The sequence below is a fragment of the Shewanella sedimentimangrovi genome (assembly GCF_017354965.1).
Taxonomy (GTDB): Bacteria; Pseudomonadota; Gammaproteobacteria; order Enterobacterales; family Shewanellaceae; genus Shewanella; species Shewanella cyperi.
Window position 1 is genome coordinate 3,430,498 of the sequence record NZ_CP071502.1, and the last position, 24,489, is coordinate 3,454,986.

Here is a 24,489-nt window from a genome sequence, read left to right on the forward strand (position 1 = left end):
AATCAGGGAGCAAAAATGGATTGCGAGGGAGTGTGGCCCAGCTGCGAGCAGCGCTATCACAGGCACAGCGCACTGTGCCTTGCGCTGCAGGATGAGCACGGCGTTAACGTCAATTTGCTGTTGCTGGCGGCCGAGCTCGATGCGCGCGAGCTGGCGCTGACCCAGCAGGATTGGCAGGGTCTGCTGGATGAGGCCCGCCAATGGGACGAGCGCCTCATCGCCCCCTTTCGCCGGCTGCGGCGCCTGGCCAAACCCAATCTGGAGCCGGCCGAATACCAGCAGATGCTGGATGTGGAACTGATGATGGAGCGCAAGGTGCAACACCTGCTGCGCTGTCGTTTGGAACAGCTGACAGCGTCCGAGTTCCCTGCAGACAGCTCCCCCGCCAATAACCCAGCCGACCATCCCGTCAGTAACCTGTGTCTTTACCTTGGCCTCTTTGGCCTGACGGCCGACAGGGCCGCCGCCCTGCGCGACTAAGCCCCAATTCTTCGCTCAATCCCTCAATCCCAAGTTATTGCGCTTGTGTCTTGGCGGTCAGCTCGGTTGCCAAAGCACTGGCGTTGCGGCCACTGATGGCATAGATGGAGAGCTGGGGGTTGGCCCCCAAACTGGTGGGAAACACAGAGCCATCCATCACCGACAGGTTTTCCAGATAATGGCTGCGGCCAAACCCATTGACCATGGCCTGACGCCTGTCTTCCCCCATGGGACAACCGCCCATCACGTGCGCCGAAGCCACCACGGTTTTTAACGGCGCCAGGGTCATGTCGGCAATGGCGGCCTTGGCCTCGGCCCAGGAATTCAACATGCCCATACCCTCGCTCATGGGCATGACCTTGCGGGCCCCGGCGGCAAACTGCAACTCGGCCATGCTGGCAAAGGCGCGGCGGGCCGCCCGCCAGAACAGCTCATTCAAAGGGTAATCCAGCTTAAAGGACTCACCATCGAGGCTGACACTGCCGCCCTGACTCTCGGGATGGAAACCGTCCCGGACCAGGGCAATCACCACCTGCAGCCGGTTGAAGTTGGCCATCAGCTCGGCGTGGCTGCGACCATAACCCAGGGTCTTGGACGCCAGCAGCATGGGGTGCACAGGTGGCACCTCCAGCTTGTAACCCAGCTCCCCCTCAGCGCCCTGCTGCCAAACAAACTGGTCCGAATAAATGGACTGGGGCGCGCCGCTGTGGCCATTGATTGCCTCGTCGAACAGGGCGCCGCTGAGCAGGGTTGGATGCAGGAAGGTGCGCTTGCCTATCAGCTCGTAGGGATCGGCCAGGCGCGATCTCAGCATCAACACCGGGGTATGTATGGCACCGGCCGCGAGGATATAGTGCCGCGCCTTGAGCATGATCTGATGACCATTGGGGCGGAGTGACTCGTCCAGTGCCTGGGCCCGGATGCCGTACACCTGGTCCTTGTGATGCTCAATCTCCACCGCCCGCACCCGGCTCAGCAGCGTGCTGCCCTTGTCCAGCGCTGCGGGAATGGTGGTCACCAACATGGATTGCTTGGCGTTGACCGGGCAGCCCATGCCGCAATAGCCGGTATTCCAGCAGCCCAGCACGTTGCGGTGAATATGGGTAAAGTCCCAGCCCAGACTGGTGCAGCCCTGCATCAGGGCCCCATTGTTGCGATTGGGTTGGTACAGCCACTCGCTGATATTGAGCCGCTGCTCGCTGCGCTCAAACCAGGGCTGCAGGGATCCGGGCGTCAGCCCCTTCACCCCATGGTGTCTGGCCCAGTGAACCAAAGTCTGTTCCGGGGTGCGGATGCAGGTAGTCCAGTTGATGGTGGTGGAACCGCCCACGGCCCGGCCCTGGAAAATGCCTATGGCCTTGTCGGCGGTCTTCATGGCCGCGGCCTGCTGGTACAGATTGGGATAGGCGTGGCGCTCCTCCATATCGAAGTCGCTGGAGGACTTGAGCGGCCCGGCCTCCACCATGATCACCTTAAGGCCAGCTTCGGCCAGGATCTCGGCGGCGGTGCCGCCCCCGGCCCCGGTGCCTATGATGACCACATCGGCCTCCAGGGTCAGATCCTGCTCCAGCAGGGCACCATCCAGATGCTGCCAACCGGTCGCCAGGCCCGTGAGTATGGGATCCACTACGGCCATTACAGCCCTCCAGGGTTAGGGGTTGGCAGCGGATCGTTTTCGGTTTGGCTGCTGTCGGGTTGAACAGGCGAAGCGGCTGAAGCTGCGGGGGGATTGGCACCGCTGCCAAACAGGTCCGGCTTAACATAGTTGAGCCCGCTCCAATGCTCGGGGCAGCCGTAAAAACTGGTCAACACCAGCTCCCTGAGTCCCAGGTAAGCCTGCTGGGCCAAGGCCAGGAAATGGCCACGCCAGGCTTCCAGCATGGCCCCGAGTTCGGTGGGACTGCGCAGCAGCAGCGGTGTCATGCTGCCGGTGAGCAGCAAGAGACCAAAACGGTTCTCCAGCGCCTCCAGCAATTGCTCCAGCTCGGCTTGTTGCTCCGCTGGCAGCTGGCTGATACTGACGGCGATGGCATCGAGGGTGCGGTTTTCGGCGGCGACGCGGGGGCCCGCCACTTCGGGCAGGGCGCCGTCCAACAGCACGGGCAGCAGGGCGGCAAACAGCAACCTGTGGCCGCTGTCGTCGCTTGGCAGCTCAAGGGACGGCCGATAGAAGTGGCTGCCGAGCGCCAGTGCTGCCGTGCCCCCCAGGGCCGTGAGAAGAAAGGTGCGTCTGTCCATCGAGTTCCTCTGCCTGCACCCGGCGGATCCGGCAGGCCTGTGTTACAATCCCGTGAACTGACAATTAAACACACGTTTTATTTCCGGGCAAGCCCCGGACTCGGTGATCCAGACCATGAGCCACAGTTTTACTGCCCCCTGGTGGGCAAGAAATCCACATCTGCAGACCATATTACCTGTCTTGACCAAGGTCCCCAGACCCAAACTGCAACGTGAACGTCTGGAACTGCCGGATGGCGATTTTCTTGATCTCGACTGGCAGCAGACCCCGGCCAACGGAGAGCCCGTGCTGGTGCTGATCCATGGTCTGGAAGGCAGTGCCCAATCCCACTACGCCAGGCGCATGTTGCTGGAGTGCCGCAATCAGGGACTGGCGACCGTGGTGCATCACCACAGAAGCTGCTCGGGCATGCCCAACCGCCTGCCCCGCAGCTACCACAGCGGCGACACCGAAGATTTGGCCTTCAGCTTGCGGCACATTGCCAGCCGCTTCCCCCACTCACCGCTGCTGGCCGTGGGCTACAGCCTGGGGGGCAACGTGCTGGCCAAGTTTCAGGGCGAGCAGGGTGAGCACAGTCCGCTGACGCGGGCCGCCGTGGTCTCGGCCCCCCTGACCCTGAGTGCCTGTGCCAAGCGTTTGGAAAAGGGTTTCTCCCGGGTATACCAGAGTTATCTGCTGCGCCAACTGCAGCAGAAGCTGCGCGCTAAAATCGCCAACCCGGCCATGCAAATGCCGGTGGCCGCCGACAAGGTGGACAGCCTGAATACCTTCAAGGAATTTGATGACAAGGTGACGGCACCCTTGCATGGTTTTACCGGGGTCGATGACTACTACCACAGGGCCAGCGGTCTGCCCTTTCTGGGCCGCATCGCCAGCCCCACCCTGATTCTGCATGCAGCGGACGACCCTTTTATGACCGAGGCGGTGATCCCGACCCAGGCGCAGTTGTCGGGTGCGGTGCACTATGAACTTTATCCACACGGTGGCCACGTGGGCTTTATCGATGGCGGTCATCCGTTCAAGCCGCGCTATTTTCTTGAGCGCCGTGTGCTGGCCTTTTTAACCGACAGGAGCTGAACATGCTGGTTCCCTATGACGCCTTACTGCAACTGCCCAATGACACCCTGGACAACTTGATCCGCGAGTACCTGCTGACCCAGGTGGAGGACGGCGGCTTCGACAGCCTAGGTGACATGAGCGCCGCCGTGGCCCAATGCCGCGCCGCCCTGAAACGCGGCGAATTGGTGGTGGAATATGCCGAGGAGCAGGAAAGCATCGCCATACGTCAGCGGCAACATACGGCCCCCGGGACTTATTGACCCCGGCAGCCCCGGTAACTTATAACTAGGGCGTGTTAACGTTTTGTGATTGGATTTTGCTCGCCCTGGTGAGCCTTGATCGCCCCAGTGAGCCGTGATCGCCTTAGCGGGGCATTGTTCACGAAGGATGGGATCACGAAACAAGAAACCAAGTGTAGTCATGCTAAATGAGCGACCAGTGACCACAAACAAAGTGTCGCCAAAGCAACAGGAACCCCGATGTCAGCCAAACACCCCATCATAGCCGTGACCGGCTCCTCAGGTGCCGGAACCACCACCACCACCACGGCGTTCAGCCATATTTTCCGGCAGCTGGGGATCAATGCCGCCTTCGTCGAGGGGGACAGCTTTCACAACTACACCCGGGCCGAGATGGAAGTGATGATCCGCAAGGCCAAGGCCGAGAACCGCAATATCAGCTACTTCGGCCCCGAGGCCAACAACTTCGGTCGTCTGGCCCAATGTTTCAGCGACTACGGCGCCACGGGCCAGGGTGAAACCCGCAGTTACCTGCACACCTTCGATGAAGCCGTACCCTTCAACCAGATGCCTGGCACCTTCACCCAGTGGCAGCCGCTGCCAAATGACACCGACATGCTCTATTACGAAGGGCTGCACGGCGGCGTGGTCACTGCCGAGCACGATGTGGCCAGCCAGGTGGATCTGCTGATCGGCATGGTGCCCATAGTCAACCTGGAGTGGATCCAGAAAATCGTCCGCGACACCTCGGAGCGCGGCCACAGCCGCGAGAAGGTGATGAACTCCATAGTTCGCTCCATGGACGACTATATCAATCACATGACGCCGCAGTTCTCCCGCACCCATATCAACTTCCAGCGGGTGCCCACGGTCGACACCTCCAACCCCTTCAGCGCCAAGGCCATCCCGTCACTGGACGAGAGCTTTGTGGTGATCCGTTTCCGCGGCATCAACAATGTCGATTTCCCCTACTACCTGACCATGCTGCAGGGCTCCTTCATGTCCAGGGTCAATACCCTGGTGGTGCCGGGGGGCAAGATGTCACTGGCCATGGAGTTGATCCTGACGCCCCTTATCCGCGATCTGCGCGATAACCGCAAACGTATTTTGGAGCAAGAATCCGGCAAGGGCTGAGTTCAGCTGGCGTTAATTTTGGCTTAAGGCCCGGCGGGTATGCTTATGTCATCGGGATTTCAGGCGAAATACTGATACGTTGACATACTCCTGGGGGTGAATTCCCCCATCTTGATCTGTTTGCTCCCTCGAGTATGTCAGCACCCAGTTTGTCGTTGAACGACAGCAAAAAAGCGCACCCAAGGTGCGCTTTTTTGCTTCACCTATTGCAAGAGTGAAAGCAAAGATTGCCATTCAGATGCGAAGCGCCTGGCGCCTCAAATTCAGCTTATTTCCAGCAATCAGCATATATTAGATCCTCAAGTGGATCATTGAAGTTGCCAACCCTTCCTATGACATGCTTGCCTTCCTTGGTGGTCAGTATTTCCATGTAGCGTGTCGTAAAGCCAGGTAAGTATATAAGACTAAAATCCAGTGGCTCCTTGACATAATCCCTGAGATCAACCACATGTTGCACAATCTGGCCCGCCGCCAGGGGAAACCAGTCTACCGCTTCATAGGGGTGCTCATTTTTAATCCGACCTATTTTTACTCCATCGATCATCTTTTGTTCTGCTGTCATGCTAATTAAATCGATACCAGCGTTATAGGCATCGAAAAGGTCTGCACGCATGTAGCGGGGATCCACCAGCAGGTCCTGATCTGAGACATTGGTAAACTTGATGATCAGCTGGCCTTCGGCTGTACACAGGGGCAAGAGATCCACCGAGATATAACGGCCATCCTTATCGTACTCTGGGTTAAACCTAGTAGATTTGAGTTCATCGGCACAAGCAACTGCCGAGAGACAAAGAGACAGCAGCAAAGAGGCCAGGGTCGTCAATATTCGGCTATGGTTTACAGGTCCCATTAGCATTCTCCATAGATTTTTCAAAGAAATAAATGTTGTCTAAAAATAGACTCGGGAATTTACAGAACAGCACACTGATGTGTACTTCAAACATCTGCTTGGCCCAATATTCCAGCTGATCTTTTGGCGCCCTCAAGTACGTAACCCCTCCGTTCTCCAGCATGTCATTAAAAGGCAGAGAAAAAAGCGCATCTAAGGTGTACTTTTTACAATCCATGTCTCAACGATCCTTCGCAATATATAAGCAAAAAATTTACGTTCCACATTTAATTTTGACTGCGGTATGCCAAGGCTTAGCTTCATCATTAGCCTACGGAATATGTAGTTACTTAAAGCAATCTGGACCAATCTCCAGGTCTTTATTGAGAAATGACGAATACATGGTCAATCTGACAGCCTTCCCTTCCTCGGCGATCACATTAAAATGGGCTGCGATTGATGCAATATAACTACCAGAAAGATCCAGCTCATTATTGTGTCTTCTAAAGTCAATAATGTGTTCCACCGATTGCCCCGCAGCAAACACGGTCCAATCCGACGTTGGACGGCGCTCTTTTCTCGGCCACAATTTAAGTGGGTGCCCATCGGCGGTGGAAAGATAAACTGCCTGATTTCCTGCATCAAAAAATTCTACATCACCATAGCGGGGATCAACCAACAATTTGCCACCTGAGACATTGGTGAAGATCAGTTTCACTTGTCCTTCTGCTGAGCATATGGGAGCAAGCTCAAGGCGCAAATAATGTTCTTCACTATCTCTGCCAATCTCATCTGCCCAGCATTTCATACCTAAGAGTAAGGCAAAAAAAGCAATATATCTCATTGACATTTTAATGCTCCTATCATCCAAACCAAAACATAGAGATATTTAGCACTACTCAACAAATTCAGCCAGATAGCACGAGCAACCATTCAGATTAAATATGCCAAGCACCTCAAACATGTGCTATTTCCAGCAATCTGGCCCTATTTCTAGATTTTTATTCAAAAATGCTGATTCCAACCTCAACATTATTCTCTGTCCATCTTCGGTAATCGCAAAAAACGCACCACCGCCCATGACTATATATGATTTTGACTTGTCTATGTCTGGATTGTGATCATTAAAGTTCACTATGTGCTCCACCGATTGCCCCGGCATAATTACCGAGTAATAGTCCAGCGCTTTAGAGCCATCTTTGGTTGCCCACAACTGTACAAATCCTTTAAAATCAATGTTATTTAATGACACTCCGTGATTATGGGCATCATATAGTGCTGGGTCGCCGTAATAAGGATCAATCAAGAGCTTTTTCCCTGATACATTGCTATAAACTACCTTCACCTGCCCCAGCTCACTGCATAATGGGAGCAACTCAACACTCATATAATTTTCTTCAGAGTCTATCTGCATCGCTGTAGCATTAGAACTTAACAGACTAAAAAATAGACCTGCAATTGCAACCAGCCTTATAAACACTCCATTGCTCCTTTCATCCAAATAGACTTATATGAATTTTTTACCATTTACGAAGGAATTCCGCTAGATGGCATATTCGATTGATTAATCATAAACATTTGATAATATTGAATTTAAAAAACAAAAACACTTCTATACTCCAAGAGAAGCTTATGGGATCGCTATAACTGTTCACTTCGCTGTAATGACACTGCCAACTAACGAGTCCGGATGTGGGACTCAGAATGACCTTCTGCCGGCTACGCCAAAATGCTAAGGCCCCCCCTTTTGAACACTCTGGCAGCGGCATCCGGTCAATAATGCAGGAAGTTTTCTTGCCGGAACCGCAGATAAGTCACTATATCTTTTAAAGGATACTTAATTGCCTGCCGCCAGTGGCCGCGCCAAGGCCAGGCCGATAGGGAGAACGCCCTGTGCTGCTTCCTCTGGTTATCGCTTACCTGCTGCTCACCATCAGCATTGGCCTGTACGCGGCCAAGCGGGTGAAGAACACCACTGACTTCGCCCTCGCCGGGCGCCACCTGCCGCTGTACATGATAGTCACCACCACCTTTGCCACCTGGTTTGGTTCGGAAACCGTGCTGGGTATTCCCGCCATGTTCATCGAAGGCGGTCTTGGGGAGGTGGTCGAGGATCCCTTCGGCGCCGGCGTCTGTCTTATCCTGGTGGGACTGTTCTTCGCCGGCAAGCTGTACCGCATGACCCTTTTGACCATCAGCGATTATTACCGCGAACGCTTCGGCCGCGGCATAGAAATAGCCTGTTCACTCATTATCATGCTCAGTTATCTGGGCTGGGTATCGGCCCAGGTCACCGCCCTGGGACTGATTTTCCACCTTTTGTCCGGCGGTGCCGTCAGCATCCCACTGGGAATGTGTATTGGCGTGGTATCCATCCTGGCCTACACCCTGTTCGGTGGCATGTGGTCCGTGGCGGTCACGGATTTTATCCAGATGATCATTTTGGTGCTGGGGCTGACGACGATCGCCATGTTCGCCGGCAATATGGCCGGTGGTGCCGATAAGGTGATTGATTTTGCCATGAGCAGGGAGCTGTTTAATTTCTGGCCCGAACCCAACCTCACTGAGATGCTGTTCTTCTTCGCCGCCGCCATCACCATGATGCTGGGTTCCATCCCGCAGCAAGACGTGTTCCAGCGGGTTATGTCCGCCAACAGTGTCAAGTCCGCCACCCGCGGCCCGGTCATAGGTGGATTGGCCTACATCCTGTTCGCCTTTGTCCCCATGTTTCTGGTGGCGAGCGCCCTGATTATCATGCCTGAGCAAACCGCGGCCCTGCTGGCGGAAGATCCCCAGAAGGTTCTACCCACCCTGGTACTGGAAAAGATGCCCTTTATCATGCAGGTGTTGTTTTTTGGCGCCTTGCTGTCGGCCATTATGTCAACCGCCTCGGCCACCCTGCTGGCCCCCAGCGTGACCTTTACCGAGAACATCTGGCGCCAGTTCCGTCCCGCTGGAAGCGACCAGTCCAATCTGCTGACAATGCGGATAACCGTGCTGCTGTTCGCCACTGCCGTGCTGAGCTATGCGATTAAGATGCAGGGGACGTCGATTTATGAGTTGGTGTCCGGCGCCTATCAGGTACCGCTGGTGGGCGCCTTCGTGCCTCTGGTGTGTGGTCTCTACTGGCAAAGGGCGACAACCCAGGGGGCGGTGGCGGCCGTGGTATTGGGCATGACTTTCTGGTTGCTGTTCCTTGCCATGCCCTGGGGCGAAATATTCCCGGCCCAGCTGGCGGGCCTGTTGGCCTCATTCTCCGGCATGTTTGCCGGCTCCCTGTTGCCCCAGTGGATAGCCAATTCGCGCACACCGCACCGGCCGCTGGCAACAGACTCCCGCTGAAGGGGTCAGCAGGAGGGGTTATGGGCTCAGCGCGGCGTCTCGGTTAAAACAGAGGGATCACTTCGCGGAAGGGGCGATTCTGGCGGTAACTTTCCAGACGCTTGTTGAATTCGTCTACCTTGGCGGTTTCACTGGAACGTAACAGCGCCTTAATTGCCTGCTGTTGCACGTCCACCGCCCGCTCAAATTGACCCAGCTCGGCATAGGCTGCCGCCAGATTGTCGAGAATGGAAGGATCATCGGCATTGGTCGCCAGCAACTGCTGGGCCAGGGTCAGGGCCTTGTTGCCATCCCGATACTCGGCCTCGGGACAGGTAGCGAGGATCCAGGCCACATTGCCCAGGGACACCTGATCGCCCGCCAGGCTGAAACGCTCCACCGCTTTACCGCAGTTGCGCTTGATGCCATCACCACCGGCGGCATAGATAAAGCCAAGGCGAAAATTGGCCCAGCGCTCGCCGCGCTCGCCCATATGCAGATACCAGTGTTCGGCCAGCTGCAGGTTGCGCTGCACCAGCTGACCTTCAAAATGCAGGTCCGCCAGGGTCTGCTGCGCCTTGAGATGTTCGGCTTCGGCGGCCTTGTTGATCCAGTCCAGCCCCTGTGTCAGGTCCCGTCCCACGTGGCGACCGGACAGATACATGAGTCCGAGGAGATACTCGGCATCCTTATCCCCTTCCTGGGCCCGCAATTCGATATGGGCCACCTTGAGGGCTGTTACCTCGGCTTCGGGACGGGGAAGAGAAAACGCCGCCGCCGATCCCAGGCTGTCCAGCGCCAGACAGGCTGCGGCCAGCGTCCATTGCCAATACTTCACTTTTTGGCTCCTGTAGTCATAGGCAGTCACACATCCCCAGAGTTAGCCAGAATTTTTGCTCAAAGTCGAGTATCAAACCGTACCAAAGTCCTGAGTGCCAGCAGAGTCTGCTGTCTTGTGGCTCCATGCCCGAGTGTGATCCCGCTTGCACTCTTAAGTGCTTTCCTGAGATCCCACTCAGGTATTAGTTGACAGTTTCCGTCTATCCACCAAAATAAATCCCTAATTTTGATAAGTTATTGCGTCCATTCGAAAGTACTGAACTAAGATCTGTATCAAGGTTTAGGGCAATAAAATGACGTAGACTCCTTATTTAGAAAATTCTTACTTTCGTATTTATCAGTCGAGGAACACTCACTATGGCACTGATTGGCAAACCCAAACCCGATCCGACACTGGAATGGTTTCTGTCCCACTGTCACATTCACAAGTATCCGGCCAAGAGCACCCTTATCCATGCCGGTGAAGGTTCGGACACCCTGTATTACATAGTTAAGGGTTCGGTGGCCGTGCTGATCAAAGACGAAGAAGGAAAGGAAATGATCCTTTCTTATCTGAACCAGGGTGATTTCATCGGTGAACTGGGTCTGTTTGAAGAACAGGCCGAGCGTACTGCCTGGGTTCGTGCCAAGCAAGCCTGTGAAATTGCAGAAATTTCATATAAGAAATTCAAGCAGTTGATCCAGGTTAACCCCGAGATCCTGATGAAACTGGCATCCCAGATGGCACTGCGTCTGCAAAGCACCAGCCAAAAGGTCGGCAACCTGGCCTTCCTCGACGTTGCCGGTCGTATCGCCCAAACCCTGCTGCACCTGGCCAAACAGCCCGATGCCATGACCCACCCCGACGGTATGCAAATCAAGATCACCCGACAGGAAATAGGCCAGATAGTAGGCTGCTCCCGCGAAACCGTGGGCCGCATTCTCAAGATGCTGGAAGAGCAGAACCTGATCCAGGCACACGGTAAAACCATAGTGGTATACGGTACCCGCTAAACGCCTTCATCTTGGCTTAAGCCTGCTTGGATAAAGTGGCCGGGTTAATTCCCGCGCCACTTTTTGCTTTTTGGAGTCCCCATGTTCAGGCCCTTACTGCTCTGTTGCGGCCTCCTGGTTTCCCTGACCGCCGCAGCCAACCCCATTGAACTGCATCACTATCAGGCCAAACAATTGGTGGCCGCAGGCCAAATCCTTTCCCTGGAAACCACCTTGGCCGGACTCAGGGAATTGTGTCCCGGTGAGTTGCTTGATGCCAGACTGTACAGCGAGGACGACCATTGGCGCTACGATTTGCAGTTTGCGCTGCAACATGGTCAGATAATCAGGCTGAGCCTGGATGCCAGCACGGGCCATCCCCAAACCGACATACCCCAAGAGTGCCACCCAGATGAAACTGCTACTCGTTGAAGACAATACCGAGCTGGTGCAGGAGCTGCAAAAACAGCTCAAACAAGCCGGCTATGTTACCGATACCTCAGCCAATGCCAGCGAGGCCGACTATCTGGTCCGTGAAGCCCAGTATGACTGCGTGATTCTCGATATTGGCCTGCCGGACGGCAATGGTCTTGAGCTGCTGAGCCGCTGGCGCGCCGAGAGCCTGATGATGCCGGTGATCATGCTGACCGCCCGCAGCCAATGGCATGAAAAAGTGGAAGGCTTCAATGCCGGTGCCGATGATTATCTGGGTAAACCCTTCCATACCCAGGAACTGCTGGCACGTATTCAGGCGCTGATCCAGCGCGCTCAGGGCCGCCCCACCGGCCAGCAGAAATCCCTGAGTTTCGGCGGCATCACCCTGGACGAATCCCAGCAAACCGTGGTCGTCGAAGGCAGGGAATACGAATTGACCGCCATGGAATTCCGTCTGTTGCGGTTATTCCTGTTATCACCGAAAAAACTGCTGTCCAAGGCGCAGATCTCAGACAAGCTGTACCAGTTTGACGACGAGAAAGAGAGCAACGTGGTGGAAGTCTATGTTACCCACCTGCGTAAAAAGCTCGGCAAGAGCGCCATCGAAACCCGTCGGGGCCAAGGCTATATTTTCCACGGCATCAGTCCATGATTTCAATCCGTGCCAAGCTGAGCCTGTGGCTGACAACCCTGGTGATAGTGGCCACCCTGGTGGCCCTGGCGCTGTTTGAATCCGTGCTCCGTCAGGCCTTTCACGACTCCATCATCAATCGCCTGGAAGAAGATCTCGAGCACATAGTGCTGGCCACCCAAATTCACGATGGCGCCATACACATAGATGAAAGCCAACTGTCCGGTTTTTATCGTCCGGCCTTTTCCGGCCGCTATTACCAGCTTAACCTCAGCGATCAGGTGATCCGCTCCCGCTCCCTGTGGGATCAACAGCTGGACACCCAGCCCCTGAGCGCCGGCCAGACCCGGGTTTGGCAGGCCAAGGGACCAAAGAATCACGATATGCAACTGTTGTCACTGGGGGTCGCCTCCAGCGATGGCAGCGTCAGTGCCACCCTGACGGTGGCCCAGGATCTCAGTATTGGCCGCAAGGTGTTCAGTGAAATCAACGGCACCAAGTTAATGGTCAATCTGGGGATGCTACTGGCCATGCTGGCGGGGATCTTTATCGTGCTGCGCCAATCCTTCAAGCCGTTAAGGCAGATTAAACAGGCGTTGTCGCAACTCAAAAACGGAGAGATCCGCGCCCTGGAGCTGGACAGCATTCCCACCGAGCTGCACCCGCTGGCCGCCACCTACAACGAACTGCTGGAATACACGGGCAAACAGATTTCCCGCAGCCGCAATAACCTTGGCAACCTCAGTCACGGGCTGAAAACGCCCCTGGCGGTGATGCAGCAGCAGGTGGAAACCCTGGCCCTGAGCCAACCAGAACTGGCCCAGACCATGGCCCAGCAGCTCGATGCCATGCACAGGCTGATTGCCCGCAAACTGGCCAGCGCCAGGATCACCGGCGACATGCTGCCGGCGGCCCAGTTGCAGGTGCCAAAGGATCTCGAAAGCCTCAGTGCCACCCTGGAGCGGGTGCATCAGGGACGGCAAATTCCCATTCACCTGGAACTGGCCCGAGGTATTGCCAGGCTGCCGCTGCACCGGGAAGATGGTATGGAGCTGATAGGCAACCTGCTGGACAATGCCTGTAAATGGGCGCGCTCCGAAGTCATTCTCAGGCTCTACCCCCTCAATGACAGGCTGTGGCTCAGCATAGAGGATGATGGCCCCGGGGTAGACGAGCAGCGGCTGCATGAGCTGACCGAGCGCGGCAAACGCCTTGATGAGGCCGTCAGCGGCCATGGCCTGGGCTTGTCGATAGTGAAGGAAATCTGCGAGCAGTATGACTTGGGATTGAGTTTCGAGCGTGGCGAGCGCCTCGGCGGCCTCAAGGTCACCCTCAGCCTGCCGCCCCAGTAAGCCCCTGACTGGCATATGAATTTCAACCAATAAAAATCCCGGCCATGGCCGGGATTTTTATCAGTAAACCAGCATCGGCTAACGCCAGCTTAGTTAACGTTGGTGCTCTCGAAAATCTTGTCAGCCGACGCCGCCACAAAACCTGTGTACAGCTCACCATTGGCCTTGGGATAGCGCAGGGCAAACTCGTAGAAGCAGCTTGGGATCTCGACGCTGGCGTCTTTGAAGGCCACCGGGATCTTGTCCGCCATGGTGGATGACTGTTCCAACAGCACCTCGGCAGAGCCCTTCACCTCGCCGCCCACGCTGTTGAGCACAAAGTCACCCTGCTTGAGGGTGTCGTTTACCTCAAGAATGCTGCTGAAGCCCGGCAGATGGTTGATGGACACGGTAAAGTGGTTGGCGCGGTACCCAAAGGCCGCCACCCAGGCCGCATACTCACTCTCGGCCAACAGGCTTTGGTAGGTGCCGTAATCCAGTTCCCAGTGACGGCCGGAATAGAGGAAGTTCTCGGCGCGGGTGGCCGCCTCGTCAACCTGGGCGATCAGGCCCTGGATGGTGGCCTGCAGCTCGGGGCTGAATTCCTCCACCAGCAGCTCGGAGATAAACACCTTGGGCTGGGTTGGGTCCGGATGCTCGAAGTGCTTGGCCTTGAGTTTCTTGGCCTCAAACACATAGTCGCCACAGGCCTGATAACCCAGGGCCTCGAAGTGGGCCGCCAGCACGCTCAGGTTGACCTTGGCAATATTGAAGGTACGCAGGGCAATGTGGTCATTGATGATGGCCTGTCCCTTGCCCAGCAGCGCGTGGACGCGGGCCGCAGACGGGGTCATTTCAATATAATCCTGCCACAGGGCGGCAAACAGCGCGTTTACATCGGTGTGCATCTATCACTCCTTCATAAGGTCGTGGCAGGGATGCCTGGTGCCACGACCAACGCCTGCAGGTTCTGCAGGCATTTCAATGGGACTGTTAATGTAGGGCTATTAAAATGAGCCGATAAAAAGAGAGTGGCCCGGGGGCCACTCTGGTCACTGATTATATGCTCAGTCCCGGACTCAGGGTAGCGGGCATGCTGACCGCCTCGGCCTCCATGGAGGCCACCGGATAGGCGCAGTAGTCAGCGGCATAGAAGGCGCTGGCCCTGTGGTTACCGGAAGCACCCACGCCACCGAAGGGGGCCGCACCGGAAGCACCGGTGATCTGCTTGTTCCAGTTGACTATGCCGGCACGGATGCGCGCCATGAAGTAGTCAAAGTCATCGCGACTGTCGGCCAGCAAACCGGCTGACAGGCCGTAGCGGGTATCGTTGGCGAGGCGTATGGCTTCATCGAAGTCGCTGTAACGCACCACCTGCAGCAGCGGGCCGAAGTATTCCTCGTCCGGCAGCTCGATCACCTCGGTCACATCGATAAGACCGGGAGACACCAGGCCCGTGCCTTCCTTGAGATGCTTGAGTTCCACCAGGGACACGCCACCGAGGTTTTGCAGGTTGCGCTGGGCGGCTACCATGCCCTTGGCCGCAGCTTCGGAAATCATGGAGCCCATGAAGGGTTGCGGCTCGGCATTCCAGGGACCGACCTGGATCTTTTTCACTGCCTCGGTCAGCTGCTTGAGCAGCGCATCACCGGCGGCACCTTTTTCCACATACAGGCGACGGGCACAGGTACAACGCTGGCCGGAAGATATGTAGGCGGACTGGATGATGTCGTGTACCGCGGCGCGGGTATCACTCACGCCCTTGATGATCAGCGGGTTGTTACCGCCCATCTCCAGCGCCAGGATCTTGCCCGGATGGCCGGCGTACTGCTGGTGCAACAGGTGACCTGTGCGTGAGCTGCCGGTGAAGAACAGACCGTCGAGCTGCGGATGGGAGGCCAGCGCCTTGCCGGTTTCCACCTCACCCTGCACCAGGTTGATCACGCCCTTGGGCAGACCGGCCTTGTCCCACAGGCTCAGCATCAGCTCGGCTACTTTTGGGGTCATTTCGGAAGGTTTGAACACCACGGTATTTCCCGCCAGCAGCGCCGGCACTATGTGACCGTTTGGCAGGTGACCGGGGAAGTTGTAGGGACCGAACACGGCCACCACACCATGGGGCTTGTGGCGCAGCACGGCGCGGCCGGCGGCGGTGTCATTGACTTCGGTGCCGGTACGCTTGTGGTAGGCGCTGATGGACAGGCCAATCTTGCCTATCATGGCGGCGGCTTCGGTCAGGGTTTCCCATACCGGCTTGCCGGTTTCCTGGGCTATGGTCTCGGCCAGCTCGGCCTTGTTGGCCTCCAGCTGGGCACGATAGGCCTCAACTATGGCCTGACGCCCCTCGAAACCCAGCATAAACCAGTCAAACTGGGCGTTGCGGGCCGCCATCACGGCAGCATCAACCTGGGCCGGGGTGGCAGACTTGCCGGTCCAAATGACGTCGCCATTGGCCGGATTGATGGACTGCATGTCCTTGCCTTCGCCAGCAAGCCACTGGCCTTGAATAAATTGCGTCATTATCGATTCCTACATTGCCAGTACACGCACCTGCTCACCTTCACTGACCAACAGGCCAGCGGCAAGCTCGGGGCTCAGGATCACCTTGTCGTCGTTATCGTTTACCAGCAGATCGGCGCTGCTGGCCCGGTAATCGGCCAACTTGGTATTGGACAAAATATAACAGCTGTCTGAAGCGGGCATCTCGCCTATGGTCACGGTCAGCAAGCGGCTCTCACGCACGGAGCGGATATCGGCCAGGTTGCATTCCACTGTGGGGCCACCATCGAAAATGTCCACGTAACCGCGACAACGGAAACCTTCGGCCTGCAACAGACTGATGGCTGGACGGGTGTTGGTGTGCACCTCGCCTATGACCTTTTGGGCCTCTTCCGGCAACAGACAGACATAGACGGGGTTTCTGGGCATCATCTCGGCCATAAAGGCCTTCTGCCCCAGACCGGACAGGTAATCGGCCTCGACAAAATCAATGCCGAGGAAGTGCTTCTGCAGCCAACCATAGAAGGGCGAATGGCCGCTCTCATCGCTGACACCGCGCATTTCGGCAATCACGGTTTCACCGAAGCGGGCGGCATGCTGGGCCAGGAACAGGAAACGGCTGCGGGATAACATGCGACCATTATTGTCACGGCGGTAGGATGCACGCAGGAACAGGGTGCACAGTTCGGCGGCGCCGGTGTAGTCATGGCACAGGGTCAGGGTTTCCACCTCGTTGCGCACATGGATCTGCTCCGAGTGATAGACCTCGGTACCCAAACGGTAATGGTAGAAGGCATCTTCCATGCCGACGGCGGCTTCCAGGGCACAGGTGCCGACTACATCGCCGGTATCTGTGTCTTCCAGCACCATCAGATAGCCTTCATCGAAGGGGCGTTCCACCGTCTTGACAAAGGATGCTTCGGAGCGGGCAATTTTCTTTTGCAGCAACTCGTTGTTGACCGGCAAAGAGGTAAATCCATGGCCGGATTCCACGGCGATCTGGTAAAGCGCGTCAAAATCGCTGGATCGGATAGGACGTATGATTAACATCTCTGTTTCTCCTCACTTGCACCCACCGCAACCCGGACCGGCTACCCCAAGGGGTACCCGGCGGTGTGCAGGGGGCTCAGCTTTTTGTTCCAGAATCGGCAGGGACCAAGCCCTGCCCAAGGATTCAGGCGGCGGCCACCTTGGCCACGGCGCGCTCGAAGCGCTCCAGACCTTCGGCGATGTCGGCCTCAGGGATCACCAGAGAAGGGGCAAAACGCACCACGTTGGCGCCGGCCATCAGGCTGAACAAGCCTTCGGCTACCGACGCATTGAGGAAGTCACGGCTGCGGCCCTGGTACTTTTCGTTCAGCACGGCACCCAGCAGCAGACCGGCACCACGCACTTCGGAGAACACGTGGTACTTGTCATTGATGCGGTTCAGGCCATCGCGCAGCAGCTGCTCACGACGCTTGACGCCATCGAGCACCTCGGGAGTGTTAACCACTTTCATCACAGCATTGCCGATGGCACAGGCCAGCGGGTTACCACCGTAGGTGGAACCATGGGTACCGACCTTGAGGTGGGCAGCGATCTTGGCCGTGGTCAGCATGGCGGCGATGGGGAAACCACCACCCAGGGCCTTGGCCGTGGTCAGGATATCGGGTACTACGTCAGTGCCCATGTAGGCGTACAGTTCACCGGTACGGCCCACGCCGGTCTGAACTTCATCGAAGATCACCAGGGCATTGTGCTTGTCGGCCAGGGTACGGACGGCTTTGAGGAATTCCGGGGTGGCATTGATGATACCGCCCTCGCCCTGCAGCGGCTCAAGCATGATGGCGCAGGTTTTGTCGGACACGGCGGCTTCGAGGGCAGCCACGTCATTGTATGGCAGGTGGGTGATGGCCTGGGGCTTGGGACCGAAGCCATCTGAGTAGGCAGCCTGGCCACCCACGCTGACGGTGAAGAAGGTACGACCGTGGAAAGCCTTGTCAAAGGCGATGATCTCGGTCTTGTCTTCGCCATAGTTGTCCAGCGCATAACGACGGGCCAGCTTGAGGGCAGCTTCGTTGGCCTCGGCGCCTGAGTTGGCAAAATACACTCGCTCGGCAAAGGTCGCGTTAACCAGACGGGTGGCCAGCTCCAGCGCGGGCTCGTTGGTCATCACGTTGGACAGGTGCCAGAGTTTCTCACCCTGGGTCTTGAGTGCTTCCACCAGGGCAGGATGGCAATGACCGAGACAGTTAACCGCGATACCGCCGGCAAAATCGATATACTCGTTGCCTTGCTGATCCCAGACACGGCTGCCTTCACCACGGACCGGAATTACCGCCGCTGGTGCATAGTTAGGCACCATAACTTCATCAAATTGGGCACGTGTCAGATTCATCTTGTCACTCATTCCTTATCATCCTTTGTGTGAAAGCGACCCCGCTGAGATCGCCGGTTATCGCTGCCTGTCTTTATCTAGAGTTAGTGACTCAGCAGAGGCTTGTGTTGCTGGAGAGTCATTATTAGCTAAATTGTGATCAAAATACCAGTTTTTCACAATCATCATTCTGCAAGCCAGCGTTCACAGTGCATAAAGATTTGGAGATTTGCATTAACCAAGCGTTAACACCGGGGAAATTCGACATAAATAGTCATAAAAAATCTTATTTATGCTGTTTTATCTAACCTATGCAGCAATAACGCATAATTAACCAAACTCCAGGGCTTGCAACCGATGCCGTTCAGCGGTACCGGGACTGTTACTCAGAACAGGTCTATCTTGCGGTAATTCTGGGCCTTGAGACGCAGCACTTCCTGTTCGGTCAGCTCATAATAGTCATACATCAGACGTCGTTCCTGGGGGTCCAGCATTCTGGCTTCTTCCAACAACATCACCCGGATAAAACAACTGGCCTTGGCCAACAGCTTGGCATCCAATGACAACTCGGCAAAACTGGGTTGTTGATCCAATTCCCGCAGCAGATTGACCATGGGGCTGTCGGAGAACTTACACAGCTCCGGCAGCATCCAGTTGAAGTGGCCTGCATACTCAAGCACCTGATTGAGTAGCAGATCCGGCGGCAATTCGGTGGCCATAACGGCGTCGTATACCTCCTTGTCGCGGCTGGCACTCGCCTCCCGCAACCAGGTGCCCCAGAGTTTTTCAAAGGCGGCGGCGCAACAGCCGAGCACGGCACAGGTTCCCAGCTGACTCATCATGGAAGTGCCATACAGCAGCGCCTCATTGCGCTCGTGCAGCTTGCCCAGCGCCTGGGCGGCACGGGCGGTCATGATGCAATAGCGCCACAGTTTGCGGTTGGTCCACAGCAAACTGGTATGGCCGCTGGGCAGCCAGTTGCGCAGACAATAGTAAGGAATAAGGGTACGCAGGTTTTCCAGGCCGATAAAGTTCATCACCAACTTGATATCCACCACCCGCACATCGGCCCGCTGGGGGTGGCGCAGACGAAATGCAGGGCTGTTGACCATATTGGTGAGATCCCGCACCAGAAAGTGCAGATCGGAAATCAACAAGCGCATGCGATTAAACTCGGGATTGGCCAGATGCAGCATTTCCAGCAGCGACAGCTGGTTTTCGCTGAGGCCAATCTTGGGCAAAAGGCGTTTGGGCTCCGCCAGATTCAGTTCAATGTCACGGGCAACCGTATCGATTAGCTGGGCCGAAACGGCGTCGAATACCTCACGGGCCTGCAATTGTTTTTGCAGGCGCTCGAATACCGCCGCCCGCTCGATTTCCAGCTTATGGGCTGCCGCTTCCAGCTCAACATCGACCTCATCCAGCACCGGCTGGTTCTTGAGCTTACCGACGATCAGCTGCTGATACAGCCTGCGCTCTATGGCGATCACTTGTCCCGGTCTGATACCGCCCGCTACTGATATTGCCACCCTGACACCAACTCCAGTTACCAAATTGAATTCCAAGGGACTGCCGCCGGTGAACCGGGCAGCCCTAACGCACATTGTACGCAAAAAGTCTCAGCAATTTTAGCGTGTTGCAAATAAAAAGCCCCGCTATTGCGGGGCCTGTCATTATTTGAGCTCGGCTTCAAACAATTTGAAGATCCGGCGGTACTCATCCAGCCAGCTCGATGGCTGGCGGAACCCATGTGGCTCCACCGGGTAGATGGCCGTTTCAAACTGCGGTTTTTCCAGTTCAATCAGGCGCTGTACCAAGCGCACACTGTCCTGAAAGAACACGTTGTCATCCATGACCCCACTCATGATCAGCAGTGGCTTGTTGAGGCCCTGGGCATGCTCAATGGGTGAACTGCGCTCGTAAGCCAAGGCATCATCATCGGGCGTGTTGAGTATGTTCGAGGTGTATGGTGCGTTGTAATGGGCCCAATCGGTCACGGGACGCAGGGCGGCGCCGGCCTGGAACAACTCGGGTTCGGTGAACAGCGACATAAAGGTCAGGAAGCCACCATAGGAGCCGCCGTAGGTACCGACACGCTTGGGATCCACCTTGGCATTGGCCGCCAGCCAGCTTACGCCATCCTTGAGATCCTCCACTTCAGGATGCCCCATATTGCGGTAGATGGCGGTGCGCCAGTCACGGCCATAGCCCTTGGAGCCACGGTAATCCATATCCAGCACCACGTAACCCTGCTGGGTCAGCAGGTTGTGGAACATGAATTCACGGAAATACCCGGAGAAGCCATAGTCGGCATTCTGCAGGTAACCGGCACCATGGTTGAATACCACGGCGGGATAGGTCTGGGCGCTGCTCGCATCATAACCCTGGGGCAAGTAAACCCTGGCGTGGACCTCGCCGGCACCATGGGTGGAAGGTACAGCCACCACATTGGGCGCCTGCCAGGGATAGGACTTGAAGGCGTCGCTGGTGTAATGGGTCAGCTGCTGCAACTCGCCACCTATGGTCTGCACAAAGAGCTCATTGGGCTCGGTGCGGCGCGATGCGGTCAGCAGCAACTTGTCGCCATCCGGACTCAAGACATACTCCAGATTGCCATCCCACTGGGTCAGCTGTTCATCCTTGCCGCTGTCCAGCGCCACCCGATACACATTGTAAATGCCGGGGTGGCGCTTGTTGGCACGGTAGTAGATGAACTTGTTGTCCGGGCTCAGGCTGATGTCGCTGACCACAAACTTCCCTTGGGTCAGGGCCTGTACCTTGCCCCCCTGGGACTTGAGATACAGGTGTGAGAAGCCGCTTTCTTCTGACAGATAATAGATACTGCCATCGGGCAGCCAGCCAAACTGGTTGTAGTCATAGTTGACCCAGGCATCATCGTGCAGCCTGTGCTCCGTGACCAACTTGCCCTGCTCCAGTTTAACTTCGGCAATCCAGCGATCCTTGTTGTCCAGGGCCTCGAGCATCACCAGTACCCGGTTTTCGGTGGGGTGCCACTGGATGGCGCTCTGGCTCCAGCCCCAGTCCTGCATCAGCTGCACCTTACGCGGTGCCTTTTCACTCTTGTAGGTTTCCCCCCTGACTTTGGCATTTTCCGCCTTAACCTTGGCCAGCACGTCCTCATCGAAGCCGGTCAGGCCTTCAATGGTGACGTTGATCTGTTGGTGAGTCTTGAGATCCAGCACCACCAGACGCTCGCCGGGGGCCTTATCTTCGGCAACCCTTGCACGCACGGGCACCGGATCGACATACCCATCCTTGCCCAGATAGTTGGGCATGATGTCGTGATCCTTGCGCCAGCTGTAATCCTTGTCGGAGAGAGACAGGAGGACATAGCGGCCATCGGGAGACAGACTCAGTTCGGATACCACTTCGCTGTCACCCAGAAACCAACTTTTGGCACTCATGCTGGCATCTGCGGCCAGGAGCTTTTCCTGATAGGCCTGCTTGTCCTTGGCATTTTGCTGTTGCAGGGCCACGTAATTGATCAGTCGGTGTTGTTGCTTGGCGATATAGCTGGATGGCTCCTGCACGCCCTGGGGGGCCTTGCTCATCTTGATATCGGCGAGTTGCTCGGTCAGACCTGTGTCGCCGTGGATGCGGAAGATGGCATCCCCCTGCCAGTAGGCCAGATCGCCATTATTAAGGAAGCGCACCCCGTCGACGGCGGTATTGGTCTTGGTCAGCTGGCGTATGCTGCCGTCATTCAGATTTTTAACGAACAGGTTGCCCTGATAGATGTAAGCCTTGCTCTGTTTGCCGTTGTCGAGCACGCCGTCCTTTTGCGACGCCTGATGCAGCTCATCCAGGGCCAGTTCACGGGCCTCACCGATCAGCGCCTGCTGATAATAGCTTTTCAACGGGGCATTGCTGGCCTGACGTTCAAAATACACAGAGCGGCCATCATCACTCCAGTAGGCACCCTTGGCGAAGATCCCCATCCAATCGGGGTTGGCCATGATCTGGTTCAGGGTCAGGGCTTGGTCAGCCTTGGGAGGGGTTGCCAGGGGCGGCAGGAAGTTGGCAGTCAGGGGCTTTTCGGAAGCCACCTTGGGCGCATCGGCCGTAGCGGCACAACCACTGAGTACCGCTAATGCCAGGGCACTGACAGCAAAGTGTTTTTTGAGGCTAATCATCATGAGTCCTTGTTATTGTTATTCCCGCGGGACAAATTTTTGCCGTCTGTTATATCACAGATGCGCGGGCATGGAGGCAGACAAAGACCAAAAAAGCGGGGAAAACTTGTAACAGGAATTGGCTCAGTGGCCGAGGAAATTAGCCAGCAGCTCGTGTCCCTGCTGCGTCAGAATGGATTCGGGATGAAACTGCACTCCATACAGCGGCAGCCGTTTGTGACTCATGGCCATGATCTCACGCCCGTGTACCGGGTCGTCATACCAGGCATCCAGGATAAATTCACTTGGCAGGGATTCCACCAACAAGGAATGGTAACGGGTCACCCGCAGCGGCTGGGCAAGCCCATGGAACAGACGCTCGCCGCAGTGGCTGATGTCGCTGGTCTTGCCATGCATCACCCGCTTGGCGCGCACCACTTTGGCACCAAATGCCTGGGCCATTGCCTGATGACCAAGACATACCCCGAGGATGGGCAGCTTGTCGGCAAAGTGGCTGATGGCGGCAAGGGAAATACCGGCTTCGTTAGGACTGCAGGGGCCGGGGGATATCACCAGGTGAGTTGGCGCGAGGGCTTCGATATCGCCAATTGTCAGCTCGTCGTTGCGTTTGACAATGATCTCCTGCCCCAGCTGCTGAAAATACTGCACCAGGTTAAAGGTAAAGGAATCGTAATTGTCTATCATCAGCAACATGGCTGCGGCTGTCCCCTGTCTCACTCGTTTGGCTTCTGCATCCGGGTGCAGGGCGCAGATGCTAACACAGTCGTGTTTAAGTATCACCCCGATGTCAGCCAATAAAAAAGCCGGCGACTGCCGGCTTTTCTGTACGCACTTGCCTTTGGGCTATTTGACCAGGGTCAGATGGCCACGACGCTTGCTCTCGGGCTTGGGCGGCTCGCTGTCGGGATCGGGCTTTTGGCTGTCAACCACGTCCAGCAGGGCGGCTTCGTCTTCATCGAGCAGATAGGCATCTTCGGCATCAAACACTGTGCCGGCACCGTTTTCACGGGCGTAGATAGCCACTATGGAGCCCATGGGCAACACCACGTGCTGGGGAACACCGCCAAAACGGGCGTTGAATTCCACCGCATCATTGCCGATTTGCAGATTGCCCACGGCACCTGCGGCAATGTTGAGCACTATCTGGCCATCCTTCACATATTGCTGTGGGACCTGGGTGCCCTTGAAAAAGGCATCCACCACCACATGGGGCGTGAGCTGGTTGTCCATCAACCAGTCATAATAGGCCCGCAACAGATAGGGACGGCTGGGTGACAAAGGCTTCATCACAGTCCCATGCGCATTTCGCGCTCGGCCTCGGTGAGTGACGCCTTGAAGGAGTCACGCTCGAAAATACGCGCCATGTAGGCCTTGATGTCTTTGGCAATGCCGGTGTCGAGCTGAATGCCCAGGGCAGGCAGACGCCACAGCAAGGGGCCCAGGTAGCAATCGGCCAGACCGAATTCTTCACTCATGAAGTACGGCATTTCACCAAACAGAGGGGAAATGGAGATCAGACCTTCGCGCAGCTCCTTGCGGGCCGCATCGGCACGATCGCCCTTTTTGATGCGCTCAACCAGGGTATACCAGTCGGTGTCGATGCGGTGCATCATCAGGCGGCTTTGGCCACGGGAAACAGGATACACGGGCATCAGCGGCGGATGCGGGAAACGCTCGTCCAAGTATTCCATGATGATGCGGGATTCGTACAGCACCAGCTCACGATCCACCAGGGTAGGCACTGAATTGTAAGGGTTCAGTTCCAGCAGATCTTCAGGCATGTCATTGGGATCGACCTGCAATACATCAACGGTTACCCCTTTTTCAGCCAACACTATGCGCACTTGGTGGCTATACAGATCATCGGCGCCTGAGAACAGGGTCATGATAGAGCGTTTATTGGCAGCAAGAGCCATTGATACCCTCCAGAGTCGAAACAAAATAAAAACAACGAGGGGCAAAGCCCC

General features: G+C 56.4%; 23 protein-coding genes and 1 pseudogene. 9 read left to right on the forward strand and 15 right to left on the reverse strand.

From position 1 onward, the window contains the following. The first annotated feature begins 15 nt into the window (after positions 1-15). Complete coding sequence (locus JYB85_RS15205; protein WP_207379967.1) at positions 16-480, forward strand: TIGR02444 family protein; 465 nt, start codon at positions 16-18, stop codon at positions 478-480. Between the two features lie 34 nt (positions 481-514). On the opposite strand, the gene JYB85_RS15210 is transcribed toward JYB85_RS15205, so the two are convergent. After that, positions 515-2,116: a GMC family oxidoreductase gene (locus JYB85_RS15210; protein WP_207379968.1), complete on the reverse strand. Its 1,602-nt coding sequence runs from the start codon at positions 2,114-2,116 to the stop codon at positions 515-517. 107 nt (positions 2,117-2,223) lie between these two features. Continuing rightward, positions 2,224-2,718 (reverse strand): annotated as a pseudogene (locus tag JYB85_RS15215) (TAT leader-containing periplasmic protein); the annotation flags it as partial. Positions 2,719-2,833: 115 nt separating this feature from the next. Between JYB85_RS15215 and JYB85_RS15220 the strand changes: the two are divergent. The 3 genes from JYB85_RS15220 (at position 2,834) to JYB85_RS15230 (ending at position 5,151) form a co-directional block, all read left to right on the forward strand. Beyond that, positions 2,834-3,796 carry a hydrolase gene (locus JYB85_RS15220; RefSeq protein WP_207379969.1) on the forward strand — a complete coding sequence of 321 codons (963 nt, stop codon included), beginning with the start codon at positions 2,834-2,836 and terminating at the stop codon, positions 3,794-3,796. Between the two features lie 2 nt (positions 3,797-3,798). Continuing rightward, entirely contained in the window at positions 3,799-4,038 is a 240-nt protein-coding gene (locus JYB85_RS15225) for a YheU family protein (protein WP_207324610.1), read from the forward strand. A 219-nt stretch (positions 4,039-4,257) separates the two neighbouring features. Continuing rightward, complete coding sequence (locus JYB85_RS15230; protein ID WP_207320799.1) at positions 4,258-5,151, forward strand: phosphoribulokinase; 894 nt, start codon at positions 4,258-4,260, stop codon at positions 5,149-5,151. Between the two features lie 268 nt (positions 5,152-5,419). On the opposite strand, the gene JYB85_RS15235 is transcribed toward JYB85_RS15230, so the two are convergent. The 3 genes from JYB85_RS15235 to JYB85_RS15245 all read right to left on the reverse strand — a co-directional run bounded on the left by JYB85_RS15235 (position 5,420) and on the right by JYB85_RS15245 (position 7,460). Beyond that, entirely contained in the window at positions 5,420-6,001 is a 582-nt protein-coding gene (locus tag JYB85_RS15235) for a hypothetical protein (RefSeq protein ID WP_207379970.1), read from the reverse strand. 325 nt (positions 6,002-6,326) lie between these two features. Beyond that, complete coding sequence (locus tag JYB85_RS15240) at positions 6,327-6,830, reverse strand: hypothetical protein (protein WP_207379971.1); 504 nt, start codon at positions 6,828-6,830, stop codon at positions 6,327-6,329. Positions 6,831-6,947: 117 nt separating this feature from the next. Further along, complete coding sequence (locus JYB85_RS15245) at positions 6,948-7,460, reverse strand: hypothetical protein (protein ID WP_207379972.1); 513 nt, start codon at positions 7,458-7,460, stop codon at positions 6,948-6,950. Positions 7,461-7,873: 413 nt separating this feature from the next. Here JYB85_RS15245 and JYB85_RS15250 point away from each other — a divergent pair, with 413 nt between their 5' ends. Further along, positions 7,874-9,322 (forward strand): sodium:solute symporter family protein, encoded by a 1,449-nt coding sequence (locus JYB85_RS15250; protein ID WP_207379973.1) that lies wholly within the window; start codon positions 7,874-7,876, stop codon positions 9,320-9,322. 43 nt (positions 9,323-9,365) lie between these two features. Here JYB85_RS15250 and JYB85_RS15255 read toward each other — a convergent pair whose 3' ends face one another. Continuing rightward, positions 9,366-10,139 carry a tetratricopeptide repeat protein gene (locus JYB85_RS15255; protein WP_207379974.1) on the reverse strand — a complete coding sequence of 258 codons (774 nt, stop codon included), beginning with the start codon at positions 10,137-10,139 and terminating at the stop codon, positions 9,366-9,368. 359 nt (positions 10,140-10,498) lie between these two features. Here JYB85_RS15255 and crp point away from each other — a divergent pair, with 359 nt between their 5' ends. From crp to JYB85_RS15275, 4 genes are all read left to right on the forward strand, one after another. Continuing rightward, positions 10,499-11,134: a cAMP-activated global transcriptional regulator CRP gene (gene crp, locus JYB85_RS15260; RefSeq protein ID WP_207320802.1), complete on the forward strand. Its 636-nt coding sequence runs from the start codon at positions 10,499-10,501 to the stop codon at positions 11,132-11,134. A gap of 81 nt (positions 11,135-11,215) precedes the next feature. After that, a complete protein-coding gene (locus JYB85_RS15265; RefSeq protein WP_207379975.1) occupies positions 11,216-11,545 on the forward strand; it encodes a PepSY domain-containing protein in 330 nt (109 codons plus the stop codon). Continuing rightward, positions 11,526-12,200: a response regulator transcription factor gene (locus JYB85_RS15270; RefSeq protein ID WP_207379976.1), complete on the forward strand. Its 675-nt coding sequence runs from the start codon at positions 11,526-11,528 to the stop codon at positions 12,198-12,200. Before JYB85_RS15265 ends, JYB85_RS15270 begins: the two co-directional genes overlap by 20 nt. Further along, positions 12,197-13,531: a sensor histidine kinase gene (locus JYB85_RS15275; RefSeq protein WP_207379977.1), complete on the forward strand. Its 1,335-nt coding sequence runs from the start codon at positions 12,197-12,199 to the stop codon at positions 13,529-13,531. The genes JYB85_RS15270 and JYB85_RS15275 overlap by 4 nt, the downstream gene beginning before the upstream one ends. A gap of 89 nt (positions 13,532-13,620) precedes the next feature. Here the strand turns inward: JYB85_RS15275 and JYB85_RS15280 are convergent, their stop codons facing one another. The 9 genes from JYB85_RS15280 to sspA all read right to left on the reverse strand — a co-directional run bounded on the left by JYB85_RS15280 (position 13,621) and on the right by sspA (position 24,438). After that, a complete protein-coding gene (locus JYB85_RS15280; RefSeq protein ID WP_207379978.1) occupies positions 13,621-14,418 on the reverse strand; it encodes a DUF1338 domain-containing protein in 798 nt (265 codons plus the stop codon). A gap of 151 nt (positions 14,419-14,569) precedes the next feature. Next, on the reverse strand, positions 14,570-16,030 hold the full coding sequence (gene astD / locus JYB85_RS15285) for a succinylglutamate-semialdehyde dehydrogenase (protein WP_207379979.1): 1,461 nt from the start codon (positions 16,028-16,030) through the stop codon (positions 14,570-14,572). Positions 16,031-16,039: 9 nt separating this feature from the next. Continuing rightward, on the reverse strand, positions 16,040-17,059 hold the full coding sequence (gene astA, locus JYB85_RS15290) for an arginine N-succinyltransferase (RefSeq protein WP_207379980.1): 1,020 nt from the start codon (positions 17,057-17,059) through the stop codon (positions 16,040-16,042). A gap of 124 nt (positions 17,060-17,183) precedes the next feature. Beyond that, positions 17,184-18,401 (reverse strand): aspartate aminotransferase family protein, encoded by a 1,218-nt coding sequence (locus JYB85_RS15295; protein WP_207379981.1) that lies wholly within the window; start codon positions 18,399-18,401, stop codon positions 17,184-17,186. Positions 18,402-18,754: 353 nt separating this feature from the next. Next, entirely contained in the window at positions 18,755-19,897 is a 1,143-nt protein-coding gene (locus JYB85_RS15300; RefSeq protein WP_207379982.1) for an HDOD domain-containing protein, read from the reverse strand. A 144-nt stretch (positions 19,898-20,041) separates the two neighbouring features. Continuing rightward, positions 20,042-22,522, reverse strand: a complete 2,481-nt coding sequence (locus JYB85_RS15305; protein ID WP_207379983.1) for a S9 family peptidase — start codon at positions 22,520-22,522, stop codon at positions 20,042-20,044. Positions 22,523-22,645: 123 nt separating this feature from the next. Next, entirely contained in the window at positions 22,646-23,215 is a 570-nt protein-coding gene (locus tag JYB85_RS15310) for an anthranilate synthase component II (protein WP_207382100.1), read from the reverse strand. Between the two features lie 150 nt (positions 23,216-23,365). After that, positions 23,366-23,809: a ClpXP protease specificity-enhancing factor gene (locus tag JYB85_RS15315; RefSeq protein ID WP_207379984.1), complete on the reverse strand. Its 444-nt coding sequence runs from the start codon at positions 23,807-23,809 to the stop codon at positions 23,366-23,368. Then, the gene (gene sspA, locus JYB85_RS15320; protein ID WP_207320813.1) at positions 23,809-24,438 is read right to left on the reverse strand and encodes a stringent starvation protein SspA; all 630 of its coding nucleotides are present in this window, start codon (positions 24,436-24,438) and stop codon (positions 23,809-23,811) included. The genes JYB85_RS15315 and sspA overlap by 1 nt, the downstream gene beginning before the upstream one ends. Positions 24,439-24,489: the final 51 nt, after the last annotated feature.